Below are 23,635 nucleotides of genomic sequence, written 5' to 3'. Positions count from 1 at the left end.
CCTATGCCCTCCCCGGGGAATCGTCAGTCCGTCCGCACCGGGTTCACGCGGTCGCCGGCTCGGTTCCACGCTTTCGGACTAGTTTGGCCAGCGGTTCCACCACTCGCGCGGCGACCGGGCCCAGCACCGCCATCAACAGGACGTACGCGGTCGCCAGCGCGGCGAGCCTGCCGTCCACCGCGCCGGAGGCCACGGTGAGGCTCGCGATGACGATCGAGAACTCGCCGCGCGCCACCAGCGCGGCGCCCGCGCGGGCCCGGCCGAGCTTGCCGATGTGCTGTCTTTTCGCGGCCCACCAACCGGTTGCGACCTTCGTCGCGGTCGTCACGACGGCCAGCGCGACGGCCAAGCCCAGCACGGGTGGAATCGACGCCGGGTCGGTGTTCAACCCGAACACCACGAAGAACATCGCGGCGAACAGGTCCCGCAACGGCTCCAGCATCCGGGTGGCGTTCTCCGCCGTGGAGCCGGAAATGGCGATGCCCAACAGGAACGCGCCCACCGCCGCCGAGACCTGCAACTGCGAGGCGAGGCCCGCGACGAGCAGCGCCGAGCCCAACACCTTGAGCAGGAACACCTCCGCGTCGGGACTGTCCACCACGGCCGACACGTACTTGCCGTACTTCAGCGCGATCACCAGCACGACGGTGATCGCCAGAAGCGAGATCCCGACCGCGGTCAACCCGCCGAGGAAGCTCACGCCCGCCAGCACGGCGGTGAGGATCGGCAGGTACACGGCCATCGCCAGGTCCTCGAACACCAGCACCGACAGCACCACCGGCGTCTCGCGGTTGCCGAGCCGGCCGAGGTCGCCCAGCACCTTCGCGATGATCCCGGACGACGAGATGTAGGTGACGCCCGCCATCGCGAGCGCGCCCACCGGACCCCAGCCGAGCACCAGCGCGGCCAGCGCGCCCGGCGTCGCGTTCAGCACGATGTCGACCACACCCGCCATCCACGACCGCTTCAACCCGGTCATGAGCTCCGCCGCGGAGTACTCCAACCCCAGCAGCAGGAGCAGCAGGATCACGCCGATCTCGCTGGCGATGTGGGTGAACTCCTCGATGCCGGTCAACGGGATCAGGCCGCCGTGGCCGAACGCGAGACCGCCGAGCAGGTACAGCGGGATGGGCGAGATGCCGATCCGCCAGGCCAACCTGCCGAGCAGGCCGAGCCCGAAGAACACCGCGCCGAGCTGGATGAGGGCGATTGCCGTGGTGTGCAAGGCGCTCAGCCACCACCCAGGATGTCGGCCGCCTGGCCGAGCCCGTCGGCCGTCCCGACCACCACCACGAGGTCACCGCCCGCGAACACGAAGTCCGGTCGCGGCGAGGGCGACACGGCGCCCGCGCGCACCACGGCCACGATCGACGCGCCGGTGCGGGTCCGCAGCTCGGTCTCGCCGAGCGTGCGCCCGTCGAAGTCCGAGCCCGGCACGATCGGGAACTGCTTGGTCGAGATGCCCGTGATGTCCGAGTGCTGGTCCCTCAGGTGCGCCACCAGTTGCGGCGCGCCGAGCAGACCCGCCAACGTGCCGGCCTCGGTCGGGGTGAGCGGTATCGACGCGGAGCAGTCGTCCGGGTCGTCCTTGCTCGAGACGATCAGCTCGAACTTGCCGTCGCGATAGGTGATCACCCCGATCCGGCGACCCGCGCGGATCATGAAGTCCTGGCGGGTGCCGATCCCGGGCAACGGCGTGACCTCGACGTTCATGTCCGCGATCATAGGCGACATGGCTGAACGGGTGCGTGCGCTGCGTAGCGGGTGGGTGGTCAGGGACCGGGTGCCCGGACCGGACGTCGACGAGTTCGCCGAGCCGGAGCGGATCGTCGGCGCGCTGGCCGGCGCCCGGAACGGCACGCTGCTCGCCGTGCAGCACCCGCACCGCACACCGCGGGCGTTAGCCGCCGGGTTGACCCTACGGGAAGCGCTCCCGCAGGCCGTCGCGACCCTCGGCGAACTGCGCGGGTTGCACTACCGCCACGTGCACGACGTGGTCGCGCCCTACCGCGTCGACGGACCGGACGGCACCGCCTACGGCCTGCTGTGCCTGGCCGACCCGGCGGCCGTCGGCCACACCGAGGAGGTCTACCCCGACGTGGTCGCCGAGCGGGCCGGCGTGCTGACCGCCCTGGCCTGCGTGACCAGCGCCGCCCTGCTGGTGCCGGTGCCCGCGGGCCCGCCGGAGACGACCGGGTCGCCGCGGTCCGACCTCACGTCGCTGGTCGCGGCGGTCACCGACGAGCCGGCCGTGTCCATGGTCGACCCCGGCGGGCGCCGGCACTGGCTGTGGCTGGTCGGACCGGGCCACCACCAGGACGCCCTGCTCGCCGCCGCCGGCGCGCACCCGCTGATGGTCGCGGACGGCAACCACCGCGTGGCGGCGGCCGCGGCGGCGGGTCTGTCCGGGTTGTTGGCGCTGGTCACGGCCGGTCCGGACCTGCGCGTCGGACCGATCCACCGGGCCATCACCGGCACCGGGCTGACCTTGGCGGAGGCCGTCGCGGCCTGGCGCGCCGTGGGCCTGGACGTGCGACCGGTCGGCGACGTGCGCCCCTCGCCCGGCCACGTGATCGCGCGGTCCGGCGCGGACGCGGTGCAGGTGACGCTGCCGGCGCACGGCGTCGACCACGCGCTGGTCGAGTCCGTGCTGCTGGAACGGGCGCTCGGGCTCGACCCGGAGAGCCCGCACGTGCGCCCGACCACGACCGCGCTGGACGCGGACGTGATGCTCTACCTCGCGCCGGTCCCGTTGCCCGACGTGCTGCGGGTGCACGCGGAGGGCGGTCGGATGCCGCGCAAGAGCACCTACTTCACGCCCAAGCCGCGCAGCGGTCTCCTGCTGGCCGACCTCGACTGACCTAGGGTCGGACGCATGGCGGTGCGAGCGATTCGAGGCGCGACCCAGGTCGACGCCGACGAGCGGGACCAGGTGTTGGAGGCCACGGCCGAACTCGTGCGCGAGGTGCTGACCCGCAACGACCTGGCCCCGGACGACCTCATCAGCGCGGTGCTCACGGCCACGCCCGACCTGGTGTCGGAGTTCCCGGCGTACGCGGCGCGCATCGCGGGTCTGGCCGACGTGCCGCTGCTGTCCGCCACCGAGATCGCGGTGCCCGGCGCGATGCCGCGGGTGATCCGGTTGCTCGCCCACGTGGAGACCGACCTGCCCCGCGGGTCGGTCCGCCACGTGTACCTGCGCGGCGCGGCCGGTCTGCGCACCGACCTCAACCACTGAAGCACTGACCACCGGATTCGGCGTGACCGGCGGCACCAGGCACAATAGGAGGTTGACGACCGCCGTCGCCTTGAGGAGGAAACACCCGTGGGACACGGTGAGCTGCGTGGCGTGGTGGCCCTGGACGGGCCGTCCGGCACCGGCAAGTCCTCCGCCGCCCGCCGGTTGGCCGCCGCGCTGGGCGCCCGCTACCTGGACACCGGCGCGATGTACCGCGCCGTGACGCTGGCCGTGCTGCGCGCGGGCGTCGACCCGGCCGACGCGGACCGCGTGGCCGAGGTGGTGCACGCGGCGCGCGTCGAGCAGGGCGTCGACCCGGAGCACTCGACCACCGCGCTCGACGGCGAGGACGTCGGCGTGGAGATCCGCGGCCCGGAGGTGACGTCGGCGGTGTCGGCGGTGTCCGCCGAACCGCGGGTGCGCGCGCTCGTCGTGGCGCAGCAGCAGGCGATCATCGCCGACGCGCTCGACGGTGTGGGCGGCGTCGTCGTGGAGGGTCGCGACATCGGCACCGTCGTCGCGCCCGACGCGCCGCTGAAGGTCTACCTGACCGCCGACCCGCAGGCGCGCGCGCAGCGCCGGGCCAAGCAGGACAGCGCTTCCGGCCGGGTGTCCACTGTGGACGCCACCCTCGTCGACGTGCAGCGGCGCGACGCCCTCGACTCGTCGCGCGCGGTGTCGCCGCTGCGGCCGGCCGAGGACGCCGTGCGGCTGGACACCACCGAACTCGACCTGGCCGGCGTGCTGGCCGCGTTGCTGCGCCTGGTGGACGAGCGCGGTCTGGTCGCGGAACCGAGCGGACGGGTGCGGTGACGGCTCAACTACCCGACGGCAACGTGCCCTGGCTGCACGACGTCGGTCGGTGGATCTCGCGCGTGCCGCTGCGGTCGTGCTACCGGTACCGGGTGCACCACGCCGACCGGGTGCCCCTGGAGGGCCCGGTCGTGATCGTGGCCAACCACAGCTCGATGGTGGACGGGCCGCTCCTGCTCGGCACGTTCCGCAGGCGGGTCGCGTTCTGGATCAAGCAGGAGATGTTCAAGGGGCTCGCGGGCAAGGGCCTGCGGGCGATGGGGCAGATCCCGGTGCGCCGGGGCGAGCCGGACCGCACGCCGTTGATCACCGGGCAGCAGGTGCTGCGCGCGGGCGGCGTGGTCGGCGTGTTCCCCGAGGGGACCCGCGGCGCGGGCGACGTGTCGCAGGCCCAGCAGGGCGCGGCCTGGTTGGCGCGGTCGACGGGCGCGCTCGTGGTGCCCGTGGCGTGCCGCGGCACCCGACGCCCGGAGGGCTCCGGCAGGCGGTTCCGCCCCGTCGTGGACGTGCTGGTGGGCGAACCCTTCGCGCTGCCGCCCGACAAGGGCAGGCAGGCGCTGGTCGACGCCACCGAGCGCGTTCGCGACCGCTTGGCCACGCTGGTGGCCGAGCTCGACAGTCAGCGAAGCGTGAGTGGAGAAGCACGATGACGGACCTGGACGGCACCTGGGCGGACGAGTCCGACTGGGCCGCGTTCGACGAAGCCGGGTTCGACGGTGAGGACTCGGGCGCGCCCCCGCAGCCCGTGCTGGCCGTGGTCGGCCGGCCGAACGTGGGCAAGTCGACGTTGGTCAACCGCATCATCGGCCGCCGCGAGGCGGTCGTGCAGGACGTGCCGGGCGTGACCCGGGACCGGGTCGCCTACGACGCGCTGTGGAACGGCCGCAAGTTCACCGTGGTCGACACGGGCGGCTGGGAACCCGACGCCACCGGCATGATGGCGTCGGTCGCGCAGCAGGCCGAGCTGGCCATGAACACCGCGGACGCGATCGTGTTCGTAGTCGACGCCTCGGTCGGCGCGACCACCACCGAGGAGGCCGCGGTGAAGGTGCTGCGGCGCTCGAAGCGGCCCGTGGTGCTGGTGGCGAACAAGGTCGACGACGAGCGGCTGATGGGCGAGGTCGCGTCGCTGTGGTCGCTCGGGCTCGGCGAGCCGGTGCCGGTCAGCGGTCTGCACGGGCGCGGGTCGGGCGACCTGCTCGACAAGATCCTGGACGTGCTGCCGGAGACGCCGCGCGACACGTTCGCCTCCGGCGCGGGCGGTCCGCGGCGGGTCGCGCTCGTCGGCCGGCCGAACGTCGGCAAGTCCTCGCTGCTCAACCGGCTCACCGGCGAGCAGCGCGCGGTGGTCGACTCGGTCGCCGGCACCACCGTCGACCCGGTCGACTCGCTGGTCGAGCTGGACGACGAGGTGTGGCGGTTCGTGGACACCGCCGGGTTGCGCAAGCGGGTGAACTTCGCCTCCGGCGCGGAGTACTACGCGTCGCTGCGCACCAAGGCCGCGATCGAGTCGGCCGAGGTGGCGATCGTGCTGCTGGACGCGTCCGACCCGATCAGCGAGCAGGACCTGCGGGTGCTCAGCATGGTGGTCGACTCGGGTCGGGCGTGCGTGCTGGCGTTCAACAAGTGGGACCTCGTGGACGAGGACCGGCGCCTCGCGATGGTGCGCGAGCTGGAGCGCGGGCTGGTGCGGGTGCCGTGGGCCGAGCGGGTCAACATCTCGGCGCTGACCGGTCGCTCGGTGCGCAAGCTCGCGCCCGCCCTGCGCACCGCGTTGAACTCGTGGGACACCCGCGTGCCGACCGGCAGGCTCAACGCGTGGTTGACCGACCTGATCGCCGCGACCCCGCCGCCGGTGCGCGGCGGCAAGCAGCCCAAGGTGCTGTTCGCCACCCAGGCGGGCACCCGGCCGCCGACGTTCGTGCTGTTCACGAGCGGTTTCCTGGAGGCGGGCTACCGCCGGTTCATCGAGCGCAGGTTGCGCGAGGAGTTCGGCTTCGAGGGCAGCCCGGTGCGCGTCTCGGTGCGGGTGAGGGAGAAGCGCCCGAAGAAGTGACGCGGGTTGCCCCGCCCACCGGGGTGCGGTTGCCTGGGTCGCGTGCCGGTGCGATTGGTCCTGGCGGACGACGAGCCCCTGCTGCGTCGGGGGCTCCGCGTACTGCTGGAGGCGGGCGGCGCGGTCGAGGTCGTGGCCGAGGCGTCGGACGGCGCCGAGCTGCTGGACGTGACGCGGCGGTTCTCGCCCGACGTCGCGCTGGTGGACGTGCAGATGCCGCGGATGGACGGGTTGGCGGCGCTGCGGGCGATGCTGGCGTGGACGTCGCCGCCCGCGGTGGCCGTGCTGACGACGTTCGACCTGGACGACTACGTGGCGACGGCGCTGGACCTGGGCGCCCAGGGCTTCCTGCTGAAGGACGCCGAACCCGACGCGCTGGAGCGCGCGGTGCTCGACCTGGCCGCGGGCGGCGCGGTCCTGGACCCCCGGATCGCCGCCCGCCTGCTGCCCAAGCTCCGCCTCGCGGGCCGGTTCCGGACCCGGCCGCCGGTCACCGGGCTGAGCGCGCGTGAGCAGCAGGTGCTGGAGCTCCTGGCGGCGGGCAACCCGAACAGCGCCATCGCCGCGTCGCTCGGGCTGACCGAGGCCACGGTCAAGAGCTACGTGTCGACGGTGCTGACGAAACTCGGCGTGGAGAACCGCGTGCAGGCCGCGCTCGTCGCCCACCGGGTGCCGCTGTGGTGATCGAGCTGCTGGTGGTCCTGGCACCCGCCGCGATGGTCCTGCTCGCCGACTACGTGCCGTTCGCCTGGTCCCCGTGGGCCGCGCTGGCCGCGTGCGCCCTGCTGCCCGTGCGCCGGCACCGCCCGTGGCTCGCCGCCGTCCTGTGCCTCCCGGGCCTGATCGGCGGCTTGGGCTGGCCCCCGATGGTGGTCGCCCTGTACCGGATCGGCCGAACGTCGTCACGCGTCGTGGTCATGGTCGCCTGGGCCCTGCTGGCCGCCGTGCTGGCGTCGTCGGTGGTGGTGATCGACCTGAGGTGGAACGGCGCGATCCTGACCTACGCCTTCGGCCTGTTCATGTCCGGCGCCCCGACCGCGTTGGGCGCGCTCATCACCACCCGACAACGCCTGACCGCGAGCCTGGCCGAGGAGTCGAGGGCCAGGGGAGCGGAGCTGGAGGCTCGGGAGTCGGCCGCCCGCGCGTCGGAACGAGCCCGCATCGCCCGCGAGATCCACGACGCCGTGGGCCACCACGTGACCCTGATGGCCGTGGAGTCGGCGGCGTTGGCGGCAACATCGGACGACCCCCGAACGAGGCAAACGGCAACCCGCCTGCGATCGTCGGCGAAGGAGGCCCTGGCCGAAATGCGCACCGCCCTGGGCCTGCTCGACTCACCGCCCCCGGTCGAAACCCTGCACACCCTGGTGGACCGCGCTCGGGCCGCCGGCCTGTCGGTAACCCTGGACGACCGTTCCCCCACCCCGCCCCCACCGACGGCCCGCGCGGCGTACCGAGTGGTCCAGGAAGCCCTGACCAACGTGACGAAACACGCCCCCGGCTCAACCGTCCGCGTGCGACTGTCCTCAGTGGACGGCTGCCTGCACGTGACGGTGATCAACACCCCACCCCCATCCGCCCCGTCCCCTTCTTCGGAGGGAGGCACCGGCCTACACGGCCTGCGGGAACGAGTGCGTCAAGCGGGAGGCACCCTGACCACGGGCCGCACCCCGGACGGAGGCTGGACGGTGAAAGCGAACCTACCTTCGGGTCCGTCGAAAGTTGACAAGAACAACTCGACTTAAGGTGGTAGCCCCGGCCCCCGGCCACCCCGCATAGTCGACACCGTCGATCGCGGGGGAGCGCAGGTCGACCGAGGGGATGCAGGGGCTCGCGGGGGCGGGCCCCTGCCACCTCGCGACCCCCGGTTGAACGGGGTTGGATCAGATGCGCTAAGCTATCGCAGCACCCCTTGAGAGAGGGGCTGTGGCCGGGACGTGGCGCAGTTTGGTAGCGCACTTGACTGGGGGTCAAGGGGTCGCAGGTTCAAATCCTGTCGTCCCGACGGTCTGAAGAAGCCCGCTGGATCTGGAGAATAACACCAGGTCAGCGGGCTTTTTCGTGCGTTCGGAACGATCTTGAAACTGGTCACGAGACGGCAACGAAACGATCTTCGTGGGTGCTGTGAAGGAGCGGATCGGGAGCGACTGGCTCCTGATTTTTGACCAGCGCCAAATGGGGTCGCCACCCTAACGGGTGATTCTGTCGAACCTGCCCGGACCTGGCCCGACGTGCGCGGACCGATGTCAACCGACCCGAAGCGGAAGCCTGTCGAGTGGTGCTGGTCGTAGGGTCGTCGGGTGGCCGAGAGTGATGTGGTGCGGCGTCGTTTCAGGGTGACCGTCGAGGTGTTGGTCGAGGTGGTCGACGAGGTGGCGTTGGAGCGGGCCGCGCTGCGGTCGATCGCCGAGTCGGACCATGTGGTCGAGGACGGCTCGGGGCTGAGCGTGGAGCAGGTCCGCGAGGAGGAGTCCGAGGGCGTGCGGGGTGATCCGGTAGTGGCGTTGGAGACCGTGCTCGACCCGTACGCGATCGTCGACTGCGACGGTGTCGAGGTCGACGGCGCGGAGTACTCGGCCGCCGAGACGGACGAGCACTGGCACGCCTTGCCGGAGTGGCCGGATTTCGCGGGTCTGTTCCCGGGGTGCGGGTGCGGGGACGAGTCGTGCGACGTGTGCGCGGCGGCCATGGTGACGCCGCGGACGGCAGCGGTGTTGTGGTCGGCGGCGGAGTTCCTGGCCGATTTGGCCTACGACGACGTGGTCGAGTTCGGCGACGATCCGGTCGACCCGGCCGACGGGGGTTGGTCGGTGTTCGACGAGTTCCCGCGGATCACCTGGCGTCAGGACGCGGTGTGGCGACGCCAGGCCGCCCGCTGTTTCGACGACCTGGCCGCCGACCTGGCGGCGGGGGAGTGGCCCCGGCCGCGGTGCGCGGCGGAGGAGATGGCGCTGCACCTGGTCCTGCGGTACGCGGAGTCGGCGGTGGACGACGGCTGGTCCGGTCTGGACACCCACTTCGCGGGCCTGCCCGAACGGGAGGACGATCTGGACTGGATGCTGCTGTCGGACGTGCTGTTCAAGGACCACGACATCCTGGAACTGTTCGACCCCGGCTCGGACGGCATCGAGGACCCCGACGACGACCACAACCGCCATCTGAACATGGGCGACTACCGGCCCCGGGCCTGGTTCGCCACCTTCGACTACGTGACACCACGCGACCCCAGGCGCCCCTTCCGCCGGTGAAACCCCGGACCGTCCACGACCAAGCTCCGAACGAAACGTGCGCGGGTTCGAGCCCTGGGGAGGGCACCAACCTGCGCGAGACCCGTTCTGCGGAGGGCCGGACCTTGGGGAGGGCGCCAAAGGATGGGAACAGTGCTGACCAGCGGATTCGTGCCGGCAGCCTGGTAGTCGAGGCGCGATTCACGCTGTGACGTGCCATTGCGCGGCCGGGGACGGGTTCCGGGGCTGCGTGAGGGCCCGCCGTGCCCCGAACATCGCTTCTGGCTCCCCTCTATGTCAAGGGGTGGTCGTGGATGCTGCTGTGGCATCGTTGACAAGTTGTTTGTAGACGGTGTCGGAAAGTCGGCGTTTCAGGCAGCGGATCGCTTCCGTGGGTGACTTGCCCGCAGCGAGTTTGCGTCGGTAGTAGGCCCGCCCTGGAATGTCGTTGCGGAGTTGGACGATGGCCATAGAACCCGGTTGATGCGACGGTTGCCCGCACTGGAGAGCCTGTGGCGGTGGTGGTCACCGCTGGAGGCGTCGATCGGTGCGGTCCCGTTCCACGTGGCGAACCTGCCCCGGTTGGGGAAGCGGCGACGTCGCCGGCATCTCCGAGAAGTCGCGCGGCGCCGGAAGGCCCGATGCCGTACAGATCGCGCAACCGGGTGCCGGTCGCGTCGAGCTGCTTGTCCGCGGTCTTCATCCTGCGATCCAGCCTGACGAGTTCGGTGACCGGCGAGCAGGTCGCGGGCCTGGGCGGTCGGGAGGAACTTCTTGGCGCCACCCGGAATCGGCTCGGCCACTAGCTTGTGGAGGCGGTCGACCGTGTCGGTGCGGGCCCGACCGGGTTCGTCCCGACGGTCGACGAGCAGCCGCGGGGCGACGGTGCGGTGGTCCCCGACGACCCGGTTGAGCCCTTCGGTGCGCAGCGCGACCAAGGCGACCGAGCGGGCGTCGGTGGCGTCGGTCCTGCGCCCGTGGCCGGTGGAGAACACCCGTATCCCGGCCGACAGCTTCGCCGGGACGTCCACGACCCTCTCGCCGGCAGCCACCAGCCGCTGCGACAGGTGTTCGCCTACACCGCCGCAGCCCTCGACGGCCCAGACCCGCTGCGGCCAGGCGGCGACGTCGGTGAGCAGGGCCTGGTAGCCGACGTCGTCCGTGTCGAATCGGCCCCGCCGCATCGGACGGTCCGCCGCTCGGCGGTTGGCAGTAGTCGTTCTTCCGTTAGTCCCGTGCGACCCTGCGGGGAACGGCCGACCGGATTGCAGGGTGGACGCCGGGCCGGCGGGAGGCCGTCGCGCACCTGTGTGCCGACCATTGAAGCCAGGATGTGGCAATTGCACGATCGGGTGGTAACAGGTCACGGACTGTCCGCGACTTCTCTGGCGGCTGCGGATTCGATGCATGGTCCGCGGGCCGGGCGGTTTCCGAGCATCGGACACATTGATGTTCATTGACGGGAAATGGAAATCGCCAGCGGCAGTCGGGGTCACCTTATGTTTCCGTTCGGCTTCGACGAATGCAGGAGGTTCGATCATGACGAAGCAGATCCTGGGCGGATGAACGTGTGCTGCCGGCACCAGCGGCAACGGCCTGGTCCACAACCACCGACCGGCCACCCTCACCCTCACCGACGGCACCACCCACTCAGCACACTTCCGGTTCCCCTGACCCGGCGGTCGGGTTCGGGCGATCTGCACGAGGACGGTGCCGTCCCGCGGAGGTCACCCCATGCCCCCACCGGGGTGTGCGCCGTCTTCGACCCGCCGCTGTGCCCGACGACCGGCAACACCACCACGAAGAACCGGGAAGCACCACCTCGGAGAGGACCTTGATGAACACCACCGCCTGCCCCGGCCCGCAGCGGCGCTCCGCCGAGACCCGATCCTGGCGCCGGGCGGGCGCGGTCGTGCTGTCGATCGCGCTGTACGCCCTGCTCCCGGCACCCGCCGCGCACGCCGCGCCCGGCTCGGCCACCTGCACCGGGAGCACCCACGCCACCTACACCCCCGGCCTCACCTTCACCCCGCAGACCACCACGGTGAACGAGACCACCACCGTCCCGTCCTGCACCTCCACCGACACCACCCTCACCGGCGTCATCACCGGACCCACGATCACCTACCCCGTCCCGGACGCCTCCTGCCTCGCCTTCCAGCTCAACCCCGGCGGCGGCAGCCTCGTCGTCCACTGGAACAACGGCCGGACCTCCACCCTCACCGGCCTGGTCGGCGAACTGACCTCCACCGGGAGCCTCCTGCAGAACACCGCCACCGGCACCGTCGCCGCGGGCGAGTTCACCGGAGCCGCGGCCGTCATCACCTGGACCTACCTCACCCCGAACCCGCTGCAATGCCTGCTGCCCGGAGGCGTCTCCACCCAGGACGGCACCATCCTCGTCCAGATCACCGGAGTGTGACCCGACCATGACCACGCCACACCCCCGCACCCGGCCGCGATCCGGACGTGTCCCACGTCTGCACCGGCTCGCCGCCGCGCTGCTGCTCGCCCTCGCCGCCACCGCTTTCCCGACCACCACCGCCTCCGCCGCGGGCGTCGACGTCCACTGCGTCGGCACCTTCACCCGCACGTTCAGCCCCCCGGTCACCTCCACCCCCCAACCGGTCACCGTGACCGGCGCCTACGCCTACGGCACCTGCGCCGTCGGCTCCACCGCGACCGGCCTCGACACCGACACCCTGACCCTGGGCTGCGTCCCCGCCACCGCCGGAACACCCGCCACCGAAACCCTCACCTGGACCGACCCGACCGGCGGCACCAGCACCGTCGCCTGGACCGCCGTCACCGCCGTCGGCCAAACCGTCGTGTTCACCGGAACCGTCACCGCCGGACGGCACGTCGGCGACAACGCCACCAAAGTCACCTCCGGGATCAGCTACCTCGGCAGCGTCCTCGGCTGCCTCCTCGGCACCGCCCCCATCTCCTCCTCCACCGGCCTCGTCGACAGCCTCCTGCTCACCCACTGACGGCCCCACCGCGGACGTCACACCAACGAAGACCGCATGTGACCCACCGCGCCGTCACGCGGTGGGTCACACAGCCCAGGGCGGTCGACGTCCATGACCGTGGCGGCTTTGAGCCTGCGTGCCCAGGTCGGGTCGACCATGAGAACGCGGGTGTCCTTCATGCGGTGGGGCAAGGGAATGCGTCGCCGTCGAGGCGGGCCGTGCCGAAGGAGGTTCAGGTCTTCCGTTCGATCGCGTCGTGGGGCAGTTCCCCGAACCGGGTGATGAGCGGTCGGTCCGGCACCCGGAGTTGCACGTCGACCAGCGGATGCCGGTCGGCACACCTCATCCCGGGACCGGATCGGCGACGAAAACCCTGTGGTGGAACGACAACACAACCAGCAACTGGGCTTGGACCAGTAACCCCGCCCAGGCCGACGGCGCACTGGTCGTGATCACCACCGGTCCGGTCACCGCCGGCACCCTCGCCGGAGCCACCGTCACCCAGCAACTCGTCGTCACCGCCGAAACCCTCGGCGCCTGCACCCGACCCGACGGATCTCACCCACCTCCGGTGCCCGTCCACCTGGCAGTTCACCCGCCTGTGACCACGACCGCAGCGCAGAACACTCTCGTGCTGATCGGTTTCCCGAGTGGGTTGATCACCGGTATCCCGCCGAGACCACCCCGATTGGTGAAAGTGGTGTGGTTTCGACGCGATCGCGGCGGGTGATCGTATTTCCGGACCGGGCACGCGAAGTGCCACCGCTTGCGCCGCCGGACAAGGCGAGGGTGCGACGCTGCGTCAAGGCCGAGGTCCGTCAAGTCGATGGATTCTCGCTTTGGTGTCAAAGTATCCGTCACTCCTCTGCCGCCAGGATCACTCCTTTGCGCTCCCGGGTGCGCCTTGACCCGCGTATCAGGCCTGTTCATGATGAACCGCGCAGAAAACGCGTCACCCGCCGCGCAGTCGGATCGACACGAATATCCGCAGTCGTTTCCCGCTCGTCGTCGATCCGATACCGGGCCGTCGGAAAGGATGCCCGCACGTGACTGTCGAATTCATGCCGAAAACGCGCCGCAGATCCGGGTGGCGGCGAGGACTGGCCGCCGCCGTGAGCGCTCTGGTGACCTCGGCCGGACTGCTCGCCGTCACCGCGCAGCCCGCCGCGGCGGCCGTCACCCACCTGTTCGCCTACGTCGCCAACAGCGGCGGCAACACGGTGACCGTGTACGACGCCGTGACCGGCTCCGCGCTCTCGGACATCGTGGTCGGCGCCTCACCCCTCGAACTCGTCGCGACGCCGGACGGCGCGCGCGTCTACGTGACCAGGTTCGGCGGCGGTGTCGCGGTGATCGACACGGCCACCGCGACCACCGGGTCGGCCATCGCGGTGGGCGCGAACCCCAGCGGGATCGCGATCACGCCGGACGGGACGCGGGTCCTGGTCGCCAACGGCGGGTCGAGCTCGGTCTCGGTGATCGACACCGGCACGAACGCGGTGACCGCGACCGTCGCGGTCGGGTCGAGCCCGCAAACCATTGCCGTCGCCCCGAACGGCGCCACCGCCTACGTGACCAACAACGTCTCGGGAACCGTGTCGGTGATCGACGTCGCCACCGCCGCGGTCACCGCCACGATCACCACCGGCCAGACCCGGCCGACGGGCCAGGCCGTCACCCCGGACGGGACCCGTCTCTACGTCGCGCACCGCGGCGGCGTCGTGACCGTGGTCGACACCGCGACCAACACCGTGACGGGCACCGTCAACCTCGGCACCAACCCCACTTCCTCGGGTGTGGTCGCCTCGCCCGACGGCAGCCGCGTGTACGTGGCCAACCTGGGTCCCGACACGGTCTCGGTGATCTCCACCGCCACCAACACCGTGACCGCGACCATCCCGGTCGGCAGCAACCCCAGCCGCCTCGCGATCACCGCCGACGGCGCCACGGTCTACGCCACGAACAACGGCGCCTCGTCCGTGGCCGCGATCGCCACCGCGACGAACACCGTGACCGCGACCATCCCAGTGGGCTCGGGCCCGTTCGGCGTGATCACGACCCAGACGGTTCAGCCACAGGTCACCGCGATCAGCCCCACGAGCGGCCCGACCACCGGCGGCACGACCGTCACCATCACCGGCTCCGACCTCGCCGCCGCGACCGCCGTCCGGTTCGGCACGACCGCCGCGACCTCGTTCACCGTCGTGAACGCCACCACCGTCACCGCCACCGCGCCGCCGGGCACGGGCACCGTGGACGTCACCGTCACCACGCCGACCGGCACCAGCGCCACCTCCGCCGCCGACCGGTTCACCTACGTCGACGCCGACCTCTCGGTCACGGTCGCGGACTCCGCCGACCCGGTGGCGCTGGGCGGCGACCCGTACACCTACACGATCACCGCGGCCAACGCCGGCCCGACCGGCGCGACCGGGGTGTCGGTGTCCACCACCCTCACCGGACCCGCGACGATCAACTCCGCCACGTCGTCCCAGGGCTCGTGCTCGGTCACCGCGTTGACGGTGTCCTGCGCCCTCGGCGCGATCGCCCCGTCCGGCTCGGCGACCGCCACCATCGCGGTGACCCCGTCGGCCACCGGCACCATCACCGCGACCGCCACCGTCTCGGGCACCGAACCCGACTCCGTGCCGGGCAACAACACCACCGTTCAGTCCACCACCGTGAACAACGCGCTCGGCTGCACCATCACCGGCACCCCCGGCAACGACACCCTCAACGGCACCAACGGTTCCGACGTCATCTGCGGCCTCGGCGGCAACGACACCATCGACGGCGGCAACGGCAACGACGTCATCTACGCCGGCGACGGCGACGACGTCGTGGTCGGCGGCAACGGCAACGACACCATCCACGCGGGCGCGGGCAACGACTCCAGCTTCGGCGAGTGCCTCCTCGACGCCCTCCTGCACCTGTTCGACAACGGCACCGACACGATCTACGGCGGCCCGGGCAACGACACCCTCGACGGCCAGAACGGCAACGACACCCTCGTCGACCACGACGGCACCGACATCATGAGCGGCGGCCTGGGCAACGACACCATCGACGTCAAGGACAACACCGGCGGCGACACCGCCAACGGCGGCCTCGGCTCCGACACCTGCACCACCGACACCGGCGACACCCGGATCGGCTGCTGACCCTCTGCCATACGGCTTCACCGTCCAAGGGGGCGGGCTTCGGTATCGGGCACACGGTCACCGGAGTCCGCCCTGTCGGGCCTCGTAGTGGGACTGTGGCGCCTTCGGGCTCGAAGATTTCCGATCCGGCCGGAAATGCTTCACGGGGCAATTGACCGGCTTCCTGAAGTGGATATGTGTTGATGGTCCTCTGGCGCTGCGCCAGCTCGTCTGTCGCGAGCATCCGGCACATGAAGTCGCAATCCTCGCGAGCCCCGGAGGCTCGCATCCGTGCCGGTGCGTAGACGGTCCACGTGAGTTCCCGAGTCGCGCCGTGTCCGCCTCGCGTCACGAACGGCGCCCCGTTCCCGAGGGTGCGATCAGCGCCTTCTCGATGTCCGATCCACCTGATCGAGGGACTCGGCGCGATCGTCCGGCGATCCGCGGGCTCGTCCGGTAGGAATTCCGTCGAGGGAAAAACCTGTGCCGACCAGCAGCGCCGGCGCTGCGCGATCCACGGAGGTTGATCTCGTTGTCGACGATGTCCGCGAAGGCCCGTGCGGCTTTCCACCCGACCGTCCTGGCTGTGCTCCTGACGGCGGTCGGCGCACCCGCCGCCGTCGCCGCTCCCGCCGATGTGGAGCCGGGGTCCGCTCCGTTCAGCTCCTACGTGCGAAAGGATGACGATCACGACGGAAGGGTCTCCGGAACCGTGTCCTGGGACGGCCGGGGCGGGTACACCATTGATGGCACCGCTTCGGCGAGTTGCGCCCGCTCCTTCGTCGGCGTGAGGTACACCGCGTGGCTGGAGTACGGCGGGACGAGCCAGTCGTGGAAGAAGTCGTCCACCGAAGGAGAGTGCAGCGACACCTACGAAACCGGGACCGCGCCGGTGCACGCGGAAGGGACCTTGGCGAAGGGCGAGAAGCTCGAAATCCGGGTGAGCTCCTGGATCAGCTGGTCCATCAACCCGTACGCCGCCGGTCCGAGGCAGGTCTTCACCATCTCCTGACACTCGCACCGCCTACCGGGACGGCACTGTCACACTCAAGGCATCCGGTCAGGCGGAGATCGAGCCGTCGAGCTGACACCGCTGGGTGGCTATCGCCTGTTGCGGCACCGGATGGACCACCTGATTGACACCGTCGTCGACCTGCTCGGCGCACGGACGGCCGCGTCGGCCACGAGCGCGCTTGCCGCACTGGAGACAGCTCCAGGTTCAACGCCCTGGAAGCCACGATCCTGGGCCGTCTCGCGCTTGACGACCGGGATGGCACCCCGCAAGTGCGCCAGGCGTGGAACCGGTTGCGGTGCGGCCACGGCCGTACCGCGATCGACACCCTGGCCGGTCACGTCGGCTGGTCTCGCGCCCACCTGACGCGCAGGTTCCGCGAACAGATCGAGGTGATCCGGCGTTGCGGCTCCACGGTCCCGAAATGCTGGGCGTCGAAGCCCACGACGCGGCGCAGGTTCTGCCACCACCTGTCGACCAGGGAGGCGAAGTGCACGGCATCGCGGGCAGCCCGCCGGTAGTCGTAGGTGTCGGGGTCGACGGGAGCACCGTCCGACCGGACCCTGCCGGAGGTGGCGAGGGTGAGCGTGACGAACGTCGACGGCCGGTAGCGACCAGCGAACTCCCGGCCCACCGTGCGCTTGTTGACCTTGCGACGAGGCAGGTCCGGTGCGTCCTGACGACGCCGGGTCGACCTCGCGGCCATCTTCAGGTTCGGCCGTTCGACGGCAGGGAGGTCGCCCCGGACCCCTTCGCCGCGCAAGTCGACGTCCGCGTCCCGGATGCCTTCCCTCAGGTCCTCGACCTGATCTTCCGCCCCTTTCGGCCTGCGCGCGCCGGTACTCCGCGGTCAGGTCCGATCGGTAGGTCACCAGGGCAACCTGATCGGCGGTGGGCACGTGCCGTTCCGCCACGGGTTCGTGGTCGAGGTGCCAGCCTTCCCGGCACTGCGCCATCCGCGACCGGCGGTTCCGCCGCTGCCTTGACCACGTCCAGGCTCAACGGCAACCGAGCCCGCTCCGCCGAGGTCATACCCGCCACGTCCAGCGGCACCGCCGGCACCACACCGGAGGGCTCCACAGTGGACTCGTTCACGCCGCAGCACCTCCGGCCGTGTCGTCGGGTCGATGGGGGAAGGTGTGCACGGTGGCGTCGCCCGCGGCCAGGAACGCGCCCAGCTCGACCAAGTCGGCATCGGTGACGTGGAACGCGCGGACCTGTTCGGACTGTCCGCGACCGTCGTCCTTCACCCACGCCACGCCCGACGTCTGCTCGCTGATCTCGTGCGCGGCGGCACCGCGGGCGCGCGCGCCGTCACCCAGGACCATGTCGACCTGCGCGGTCTCGTCCAGCCTCAGCGCCACGCGGGTTCCGAACAGGTGCCGAAATCCCACGACCTCCTTGCGCGGGTCTGGGACCAGTCCGACGACGCAGAACCCCGGAGCAGGTCATCCGAAGACGACGCGCTGCAACTACCTGCCTGCCCCCCGCCCAGTTCGCCCGCTACTTGGCCGAGCACCTTCCCGACCCCGAGTCCGACGAGGCGGCGGAGGACCCGGGCTCGGTCGGCCGGGCGCACGTCGAGCATTTCCAGGCGTGGATGGTCGAAACGCGGTCGGGGGCGACGGCGTTGAACAAGCACAAGGGTTTGCAGCAGTTCTTCCGGTGGCTGCGCGACGACGAGGAGGACATCGGGCACTCGCCGATGGACCGCGTGAAGAAGTCCAGGACGACGAAGAAGCTGATCCCGGTGATCCGTGACGACGACACGGTCGTACCACCCGACTTGGATGCCTGGTTCTCGGCGAAGGGTCTTCTCATGTCGTTCGGCCTGCCCGCGGAAGCTGGCGCCGAGGCTCTCGACTCCTACCTGCGCCAATATCGGGTCAAGGTCCAGCGGGCATAGGAGATGAGGAAGGTCAACGGACGCTTGATGGGTACGATCGTGGAGACCCTCGTCCCACTGGCGGTCAAGCTCGGCGTGGACGACAGGGAAGCGGCGGCGTCCCCACGGGTCAACCGTGGTTGCATCAACTGGGCCGCCACTTCGGTTTCGAGCAGCGTCTCGGTCGAGGTCGGACCGAGGTGTTCCTACATCACCGTCCGTGTGCTGAACGAGGACGCTGAGGCAATCGCTACCGCGCTCGCCTCCGTGGTCGACGGTTGAGCCTCGACCAATCCTCGCCGTGGTCGGAGCACGACCGGAAGCTCCACCGGACGACCGAGGTCGATCTCGAACCCATACCGTGCGACCGTCCACATGACACGAAACTCGTCGTGGTCGACTGTTCGCCATCCGTGCCCAACCCCTGGAACCTCGCCACGCTCGGGGTGACTGCGATGCCATCCCTTGGTGCTCCTGCCCAGGGGTGCAAACGGAGTCGATCACGTCCCGCCGGCAGATGGGTGAGGGCCGGTACCCGAATTTCGGGCCGGTCGCGTTTATGTCCGGCCGCTCTGGAATTTATCGATTTCCCGTAATAATGTGGCCTGCTCTCCAGTGACAGGCTGTGGCGAGCGCGATCCGCGAGTGCTCCGAACGATTAGGGCAGGCGGCCCGTCCGGGTGGCGCGGCCTATATCGCACGCCGGTGGGGGTGTCGTTTGCGTAGTCGGCACTACTCCGTTCTCGGTGATTATCCAACATGGCCTTGAGTCGGTTCGATATTCACCTAGGGTGGAGGCATCGGGTCGGAAATCACCGACTGGATACCGTTTTTTCGACAAGGAGACATTCCTGTGAAGACCGTTCTGCGCGGCGCGATCGTCGCCGCCACCGCAGCATTGTGCCTGGCCGGCGGAGTCTCCGCCGCTTCCGCCGGACCCGCACCGGCCACGGACTCCGGCCCGCACGTGCTGTTCTCGCGCAAGGTTTGCGCCCGGGAGATCACCGTTCGGAACATTCCTACCGAAGGCAGCAGCCCGGTCGCGACCTTGGTCGGGGGAACCACTGTCGAGGTGGACGACACCTACAACGGAGTGTGGTTCCACATCTACTCGCCGGCGAACGGGTGGGTGCTGGCGCAGTACCTCTGTTCCTGATTTTCGTACCACTCCGGGTGGGCGGGGGCGACGGGTCCCGCCCACCCGGTATTCCCTCCCGCCGAGATCGCCACGAGGGACTGAGGACAAGGGTCCCTGGGTTTGAGGGATGGAACCTGGTCCCGTTTCCTTTGCGGGTTTCGAAGGTGATCTCGGCGAGGGCTCATTTCGTATCCTGCGAGCTCGGGCTGTGAGGTGCCGTGGCGGGTGGCATCGGTGAAGGTGGTGCGGGTGTCGGGTGTGGCGAGTCGGGCACCTGCGCGGTGCTTTCGCGGGTGTCGATCGTGAGCGAGACGTGTGACCAGGCGTCGGGTAGCCGGGACAGCGCGCGGCGAGGTCGGCGTAGCCGGTCAGTTTCCGGCGAGTTTGTTCAGGGCCTCGGTGCCGAAGTCGTATTCCAGGAACCACTCGACCTGCGCGGTCGACCAGGGCGGTGAACCACTCGGCCACGTCGACCGTGTGGGCCAGGCGGAGGCTGTGGGCGATGCCGAAGGCGCGGTCGTGCCGGTAGCCCAGCTCCTTGACGTCGAGGCCGTCCTCGGCGGCGAGCACGGTCGCGCCTGCGGGTGCCGGTACGTAGTGCATCGGGGTGGTGTTGAGGGTGATGAAGGGCGGGAAGCGGTCGAGGATCCCCTCAGGTCAGGACCCTGTGCTCCTACAGCATCCGTGCGAGTCACTTGTCGCGCGGGGTCAGCCGCCATGCCGGCGCGGCTTGGTGTTCGGCGGTGTTGGCGGCGCGCGGGTCGGTGCTGCGCCGGCGTGCGCCGGGCGCGGTCCGAGACGAACCCGATGGCGTGCCGGTCGACCCGGACCCGGCGGTGCCGGGTCCGTTGGCGGTGGCGGGTGGGAGGGGTTGGGTGATCATGGTGAACGGTTGGGCCTGTTCGCCGCCCAGCACGAGGCGTGCGACGGCGTGGTAGGAGCCGAGGTGGGCGAGGTCGTGATCGGACAACCGCGACCCGGAACCCGCGGGCCTCGGCGAGCATGTCCTCGAGCGGGTAGGGCAGGTTGAGGAAGTTGTGGCACTCGTCGACGACCAGGCTCGCGTCGCGGCGTTGTCGTTGTGGGGTAAGGGCTCGGCCGGTGGTGGCCTGCCAGGTGCGGGCGACCACCAGTGAGCCGATCAACCGGGTGGTCTCCTCGCCGAGCGAGCCCTTGGGGATGCGCACCAGGCAGATCCCGCCGTCGAGAACCGCGTTCAGGTCTACTGTGGATCTTCCGCCGGCGATCGCGTCGCGGACGAAGGGGCGCAACAGGAACGCGCGGAGCTCGTTCATCAGCGGGCTGATGACCTGGGAGCGGGACGAGTCGGTGACAACAACGATCCGCAGCAGCTCAACGGCTACGCGTACGCGAACAACAACCCGATCACGTTCTCGGATCCGATCGGCATGATCGTGAACTGCGGTCCGGACGGTGTGGCGTGCGGCCTGCACGCGGCGTCGAGTCCGTTGGTTCCGCCGGGGTCGCCGAGTTACGAGGATCCGGCGCAGTGGAACGCGGAGCGTTCCTACTACGTGGCGGTGAACCGTCAGGCGGCGATGCAGTCGATCTACGTGCGCGAGGAGCGTGCGCGGATCCTGGCCGAGGCGGGGATCTCGGAGGCGGATTACGCGCGGGCGCAGGCGGATGCGCACAAGACGAAGTGGGATGTGATCAAGGAGGTCGCCTGGGAGATCCTGAAGGACATCTCGGGCTGGTGCAGTGTCTTGGGCAGGTAAGAAGTTCACTCACTACATCGAGGTGGACGTCACCGAACTGGACGTAGTCAAAGCGTCGGGCAGGTCGGGTGTCTACCTGATGCCGAACAGTGGTCTACTCGATCTTGCGGGCCGGGTCGTCAGCTCCGGGAGGAATTGGCAGGTGAAGTACGTCGAGGTTCGCTGGCTGCACTCATCGGAAGAATACCCCGTTGTGTATCTAAGTGAACTGGGGGACGACGACTACGAAGTCAGGAAGGTGCAGATATTTCGTGACGGTCGATCGGAATGGGCGGACGAATTTCGTGAAACTGAGAGCGTGGGACTCTCGGAGATACCTTTTCCTTCCCTGGGGGAAATCTCTGGTCAGCGTGATTTCACGGCGGAAGAAATAACCGGGGCAGAGTTCGAACGTGCCTGGGTTGCGGCGCGGGAGGGTTGATAGCGGGTTCGGTGTCATCGCGACATGTTCGGTCTGCTGGTGCTAGTGCGGGAGGCGGTGGGCACTTGCGATCAACTCGCAGTGGCGGGTCGTGGAAGTGTTCTCCAGTCACTACCTCGAACCCCGGGTGATGACCGTCGGTGGCGCCGCCTACGTGGCATCGCACTCTGCCCCGGCGTGGGTCGATGAATTCAAGGTCCGGCGCATCGTGAAGGTCCTGGTCGACGGTTGAACCCATGATGCGCGTGGGGTAGGGGTGGAGCTCTGGCCTGGCGTGCGGTCGACGTGCCGCGACCGCTCGGGTCAGGGCTCCACCTCGTGTTCGAGCCTGGTGGGGTGGTCCAGGTAGCGCAGGACGGCGAGGACTCGGCGGTGGTCTTCGTCGGAGTCGGCGAGGCCGGGTTTGGCCAGGATTGAGCCGACGTGGGTTTCGACGGTGCGGGCGGTGAGGCGGAGGCGGCGGGAGATGACGTCGGGGTCCAGGGCCGAGCCGCCGGCGGCTACGCGGTGCGGGGCGTCGAGGAAGTCCTCGACGCCGAACGCGCGGTCCTTGAGGTGGTAGCCGAAGCGGCCGGAGGTGACCAGGTCGACGGAGTGGCTGGTTTCGGTGTGCTGGGAGAGCAGGACGATGCCCAGGCGGGGGTGGTGGCGGATGTGGCGGGCGGCTCGGGCGGCCCTCGTCTGCCTTGCCGTGCCCCAGGCGACGAGTGCGATCAGGCGCCGAACGGCACGACCGTGAGGTTCTACCTGGGCATCCACCAACCGGGCGGTGCGTAGACCGCGCCGGCGCACGGCAGCGGTCGGCAGGCGGCGGTGATCACCTGGGTGCGTCCTCCACGGTGAACGCCTGGAGTCGGGTGCGGACCGTTCGCTACGCTCCGGACGGCCGCCGCACCCGCCCGACTCGGCACGTGATCACCGATGCGCCGGTGGTTCGGCTTCTCGGCACGTCCGGCACGTCGGCGGAACCGGTCACCCGAGATGAGGTCACATGGGCAACGCCGAGGCCGACCCGAACCCGTCGCTTCCGATATCCCGCCGGACCCTGTTACAGGGAACCGGGCTCGCCCTCGGCGGCGCGGCCCTGGTCGACGGGACCGCCGACGCGCACCCGCCGGGCGTCCCGGGCCCCGGCAGCCCGGTGCGCCCTATCCCGGTGCCCGAGCAGGTTCCGGCGACCCAGGGCTTGTTCCAGGTGCCCGGGGCGCGGTTGTGGTACTGGGACACCGGCGGGCGCGGTGAGCCGGTGGTTCTGCTGCACGCCCTGAGTGGCAGTGGTGAGAGCTGGCCGTACCAGCAGGCGTACCTCGCCCATGCGGGGTACCGGGTCATCGGCTACTCGCGTCGGGGGTACGCCAACTCGCCGGTGCAGGACCCGAACGACCCGCGGACCGGCATCGAGGACCTGCACGACCTCGTGGAGTTCCTGGGGATCGGGAAGTTCCACGTCGTCGGCGTCGCCGGTGGCGGCTGGTACGCGATGGACTACGCGCTCAACCACCCGGACCGGCTGCGCAGCCTGGTGATCGGCGCGTGCGTGCTCCAGGTCCGGGAGCAGGACTACCAGGACATGGTGGAGCGGTTGCGGGCGCCCGAGGTCGACGCGCTGCCCATCCACTTCCGGGAGTTGGGCCCGGCCTACCGCGCGATCGACCCGGACGGGGTCGCCAGGTGGTTGGACATCCATCACCGGGCCGGGCCCGACGGGATCATCCAGCCCAGGGCGACCGCGCTGAGCTGGGCCGTGATCGAACGGCTCACCGTGCCCACCCTGCTGCTGTGGGGGGACGCCGACCCGCACACCTCACCGCCGGTGCAGCGTCTGCTGGCCGGGCACTTCCGCAGGGTGAGCACGGTGGTGGCCAACGAGTGCGGGCACAACGTCCACTGGGAGCGGTCGGACGTGGTCAACCCCGTGCTGCTGGACTTCTTCCGGGCCAACCGGCACTGACCACCCGGACCACGGCCGGCTTGCGCCGGTGTGCGCGGGCGCA

26 protein-coding genes, 1 tRNA gene and 2 pseudogenes are annotated in these 23,635 nt (G+C 70.1%); 21 read left to right on the top strand and 8 right to left on the bottom strand.

Translation table 11 applies throughout. From position 1 onward, the window contains the following. Nucleotides 1–43: 43 nt before the first annotated feature. Both AB0G50_RS16185 and AB0G50_RS16180 read right to left on the bottom strand, forming a co-directional pair. Nucleotides 44–1,225 (bottom strand): cation:proton antiporter, encoded by a 1,182-nt coding sequence (locus tag AB0G50_RS16185; RefSeq protein ID WP_360108249.1) that lies wholly within the window; start codon nt 1,223–1,225, stop codon nt 44–46. A gap of 5 nt (nt 1,226–1,230) precedes the next feature. Next, nucleotides 1,231–1,713 (bottom strand): cation:proton antiporter regulatory subunit, encoded by a 483-nt coding sequence (locus AB0G50_RS16180; protein WP_360108246.1) that lies wholly within the window; start codon nt 1,711–1,713, stop codon nt 1,231–1,233. 19 nt (nt 1,714–1,732) lie between these two features. Here AB0G50_RS16180 and AB0G50_RS16175 point away from each other — a divergent pair, with 19 nt between their 5' ends. The 9 genes from AB0G50_RS16175 (at nt 1,733) to AB0G50_RS16135 (ending at nt 9,355) form a co-directional block, all read left to right on the top strand. Then, nucleotides 1,733–2,860: a DUF1015 family protein gene (locus AB0G50_RS16175; RefSeq protein WP_360108242.1), complete on the top strand. Its 1,128-nt coding sequence runs from the start codon at nt 1,733–1,735 to the stop codon at nt 2,858–2,860. Between the two features lie 15 nt (nt 2,861–2,875). Next, nucleotides 2,876–3,238: a chorismate mutase gene (aroH, locus tag AB0G50_RS16170; RefSeq protein WP_360108239.1), complete on the top strand. Its 363-nt coding sequence runs from the start codon at nt 2,876–2,878 to the stop codon at nt 3,236–3,238. Nucleotides 3,239–3,325: 87 nt separating this feature from the next. Next, a complete protein-coding gene (gene cmk / locus AB0G50_RS16165; RefSeq protein ID WP_360108236.1) occupies nt 3,326–4,051 on the top strand; it encodes a (d)CMP kinase in 726 nt (241 codons plus the stop codon). Next, nucleotides 4,048–4,701: a lysophospholipid acyltransferase family protein gene (locus AB0G50_RS16160; RefSeq protein ID WP_360108233.1), complete on the top strand. Its 654-nt coding sequence runs from the start codon at nt 4,048–4,050 to the stop codon at nt 4,699–4,701. Before cmk ends, AB0G50_RS16160 begins: the two co-directional genes overlap by 4 nt. After that, nucleotides 4,698–6,107, top strand: a complete 1,410-nt coding sequence (der, locus tag AB0G50_RS16155; protein ID WP_360108230.1) for a ribosome biogenesis GTPase Der — start codon at nt 4,698–4,700, stop codon at nt 6,105–6,107. Before AB0G50_RS16160 ends, der begins: the two co-directional genes overlap by 4 nt. Nucleotides 6,108–6,149: 42 nt before the next feature. After that, complete coding sequence (locus tag AB0G50_RS16150; RefSeq protein WP_360108227.1) at nt 6,150–6,791, top strand: response regulator transcription factor; 642 nt, start codon at nt 6,150–6,152, stop codon at nt 6,789–6,791. Continuing rightward, a complete protein-coding gene (locus AB0G50_RS16145; protein ID WP_360108224.1) occupies nt 6,785–7,852 on the top strand; it encodes a histidine kinase in 1,068 nt (355 codons plus the stop codon). Before AB0G50_RS16150 ends, AB0G50_RS16145 begins: the two co-directional genes overlap by 7 nt. Nucleotides 7,853–8,038: 186 nt before the next feature. Next, a tRNA-Pro gene (locus AB0G50_RS16140) sits at nt 8,039–8,112 on the top strand. 295 nt (nt 8,113–8,407) lie between these two features. Beyond that, complete coding sequence (locus AB0G50_RS16135) at nt 8,408–9,355, top strand: hypothetical protein (protein ID WP_360108221.1); 948 nt, start codon at nt 8,408–8,410, stop codon at nt 9,353–9,355. A gap of 350 nt (nt 9,356–9,705) precedes the next feature. Here the strand turns inward: AB0G50_RS16135 and AB0G50_RS16130 are convergent, their stop codons facing one another. Next, entirely contained in the window at nt 9,706–10,518 is an 813-nt protein-coding gene (locus AB0G50_RS16130) for a transposase (protein WP_360108218.1), read from the bottom strand. Between the two features lie 653 nt (nt 10,519–11,171). On the opposite strand from AB0G50_RS16130, the gene AB0G50_RS16125 reads away from it, so the two are divergent. The 5 genes from AB0G50_RS16125 (at nt 11,172) to AB0G50_RS16105 (ending at nt 16,458) form a co-directional block, all read left to right on the top strand. Then, a complete protein-coding gene (locus AB0G50_RS16125) occupies nt 11,172–11,756 on the top strand; it encodes a hypothetical protein (RefSeq protein ID WP_360108215.1) in 585 nt (194 codons plus the stop codon). Nucleotides 11,757–11,763: 7 nt separating this feature from the next. Next, nucleotides 11,764–12,324, top strand: coding sequence for a hypothetical protein (locus AB0G50_RS16120; RefSeq protein WP_360108212.1), 561 nt, complete (start codon nt 11,764–11,766; stop codon nt 12,322–12,324). Between the two features lie 238 nt (nt 12,325–12,562). After that, nucleotides 12,563–13,036: a hypothetical protein gene (locus AB0G50_RS16115; protein ID WP_360108209.1), complete on the top strand. Its 474-nt coding sequence runs from the start codon at nt 12,563–12,565 to the stop codon at nt 13,034–13,036. 382 nt (nt 13,037–13,418) lie between these two features. Then, entirely contained in the window at nt 13,419–15,467 is a 2,049-nt protein-coding gene (locus AB0G50_RS16110) for an IPT/TIG domain-containing protein (protein ID WP_360108206.1), read from the top strand. A gap of 511 nt (nt 15,468–15,978) precedes the next feature. Further along, nucleotides 15,979–16,458, top strand: a complete 480-nt coding sequence (locus tag AB0G50_RS16105; RefSeq protein WP_360108204.1) for a hypothetical protein — start codon at nt 15,979–15,981, stop codon at nt 16,456–16,458. 337 nt (nt 16,459–16,795) lie between these two features. Here the strand turns inward: AB0G50_RS16105 and AB0G50_RS16100 are convergent, their stop codons facing one another. Both AB0G50_RS16100 and AB0G50_RS16095 read right to left on the bottom strand, forming a co-directional pair. Further along, nucleotides 16,796–17,164, bottom strand: coding sequence for a replication initiator (locus AB0G50_RS16100; RefSeq protein ID WP_360108202.1), 369 nt, complete (start codon nt 17,162–17,164; stop codon nt 16,796–16,798). A 385-nt stretch (nt 17,165–17,549) separates the two neighbouring features. Beyond that, nucleotides 17,550–17,852, bottom strand: coding sequence for a hypothetical protein (locus AB0G50_RS16095; protein WP_360108199.1), 303 nt, complete (start codon nt 17,850–17,852; stop codon nt 17,550–17,552). A 113-nt stretch (nt 17,853–17,965) separates the two neighbouring features. On the opposite strand from AB0G50_RS16095, the gene AB0G50_RS16090 reads away from it, so the two are divergent. The 3 genes from AB0G50_RS16090 (at nt 17,966) to AB0G50_RS16080 (ending at nt 19,499) form a co-directional block, all read left to right on the top strand. Continuing rightward, nucleotides 17,966–18,364, top strand: a complete 399-nt coding sequence (locus AB0G50_RS16090; RefSeq protein ID WP_360108196.1) for a hypothetical protein — start codon at nt 17,966–17,968, stop codon at nt 18,362–18,364. 27 nt (nt 18,365–18,391) lie between these two features. Next, nucleotides 18,392–18,625 (top strand): hypothetical protein, encoded by a 234-nt coding sequence (locus AB0G50_RS16085; protein WP_360108193.1) that lies wholly within the window; start codon nt 18,392–18,394, stop codon nt 18,623–18,625. 571 nt (nt 18,626–19,196) lie between these two features. Next, nucleotides 19,197–19,499, top strand: a complete 303-nt coding sequence (locus AB0G50_RS16080; protein ID WP_360108368.1) for an SH3 domain-containing protein — start codon at nt 19,197–19,199, stop codon at nt 19,497–19,499. 333 nt (nt 19,500–19,832) lie between these two features. Here the strand turns inward: AB0G50_RS16080 and AB0G50_RS16075 are convergent. Next, nucleotides 19,833–20,163: pseudogene (locus AB0G50_RS16075) on the bottom strand (replication-relaxation family protein); the annotation flags it as partial. Nucleotides 20,164–20,343: 180 nt separating this feature from the next. Continuing rightward, nucleotides 20,344–20,815, bottom strand: a pseudogene (locus AB0G50_RS16070) (type VI secretion protein); the annotation flags it as partial. Nucleotides 20,816–20,890: 75 nt separating this feature from the next. On the opposite strand from AB0G50_RS16070, the gene AB0G50_RS16065 reads away from it, so the two are divergent. The 3 genes from AB0G50_RS16065 (at nt 20,891) to AB0G50_RS16055 (ending at nt 21,873) form a co-directional block, all read left to right on the top strand. Further along, complete coding sequence (locus AB0G50_RS16065; protein WP_360108365.1) at nt 20,891–21,220, top strand: hypothetical protein; 330 nt, start codon at nt 20,891–20,893, stop codon at nt 21,218–21,220. Between the two features lie 22 nt (nt 21,221–21,242). Continuing rightward, complete coding sequence (locus tag AB0G50_RS16060; protein WP_360108190.1) at nt 21,243–21,641, top strand: hypothetical protein; 399 nt, start codon at nt 21,243–21,245, stop codon at nt 21,639–21,641. A gap of 91 nt (nt 21,642–21,732) precedes the next feature. Beyond that, the gene (locus tag AB0G50_RS16055) at nt 21,733–21,873 is read left to right on the top strand and encodes a hypothetical protein (protein ID WP_360108187.1); all 141 of its coding nucleotides are present in this window, start codon (nt 21,733–21,735) and stop codon (nt 21,871–21,873) included. Nucleotides 21,874–21,944: 71 nt separating this feature from the next. Here AB0G50_RS16055 and AB0G50_RS16050 read toward each other — a convergent pair whose 3' ends face one another. Further along, nucleotides 21,945–22,400, bottom strand: coding sequence for a hypothetical protein (locus AB0G50_RS16050; protein ID WP_360108184.1), 456 nt, complete (start codon nt 22,398–22,400; stop codon nt 21,945–21,947). Nucleotides 22,401–22,632: 232 nt separating this feature from the next. On the opposite strand from AB0G50_RS16050, the gene AB0G50_RS16045 reads away from it, so the two are divergent. Continuing rightward, complete coding sequence (locus AB0G50_RS16045) at nt 22,633–23,592, top strand: alpha/beta hydrolase (protein WP_360108181.1); 960 nt, start codon at nt 22,633–22,635, stop codon at nt 23,590–23,592. The last annotated feature ends 43 nt before the right edge of the window (nt 23,593–23,635 follow it).

Origin of the sequence: Actinosynnema sp. NPDC020468 (genome assembly GCF_040642015.1) — a bacterium.
In the GTDB taxonomy this organism is placed as follows: domain Bacteria; phylum Actinomycetota; class Actinomycetes; order Mycobacteriales; family Pseudonocardiaceae; genus Actinosynnema.
Note: the sequence above shows the minus strand (reverse complement) of the source record. Positions and strands in the feature narration are given on the sequence as shown.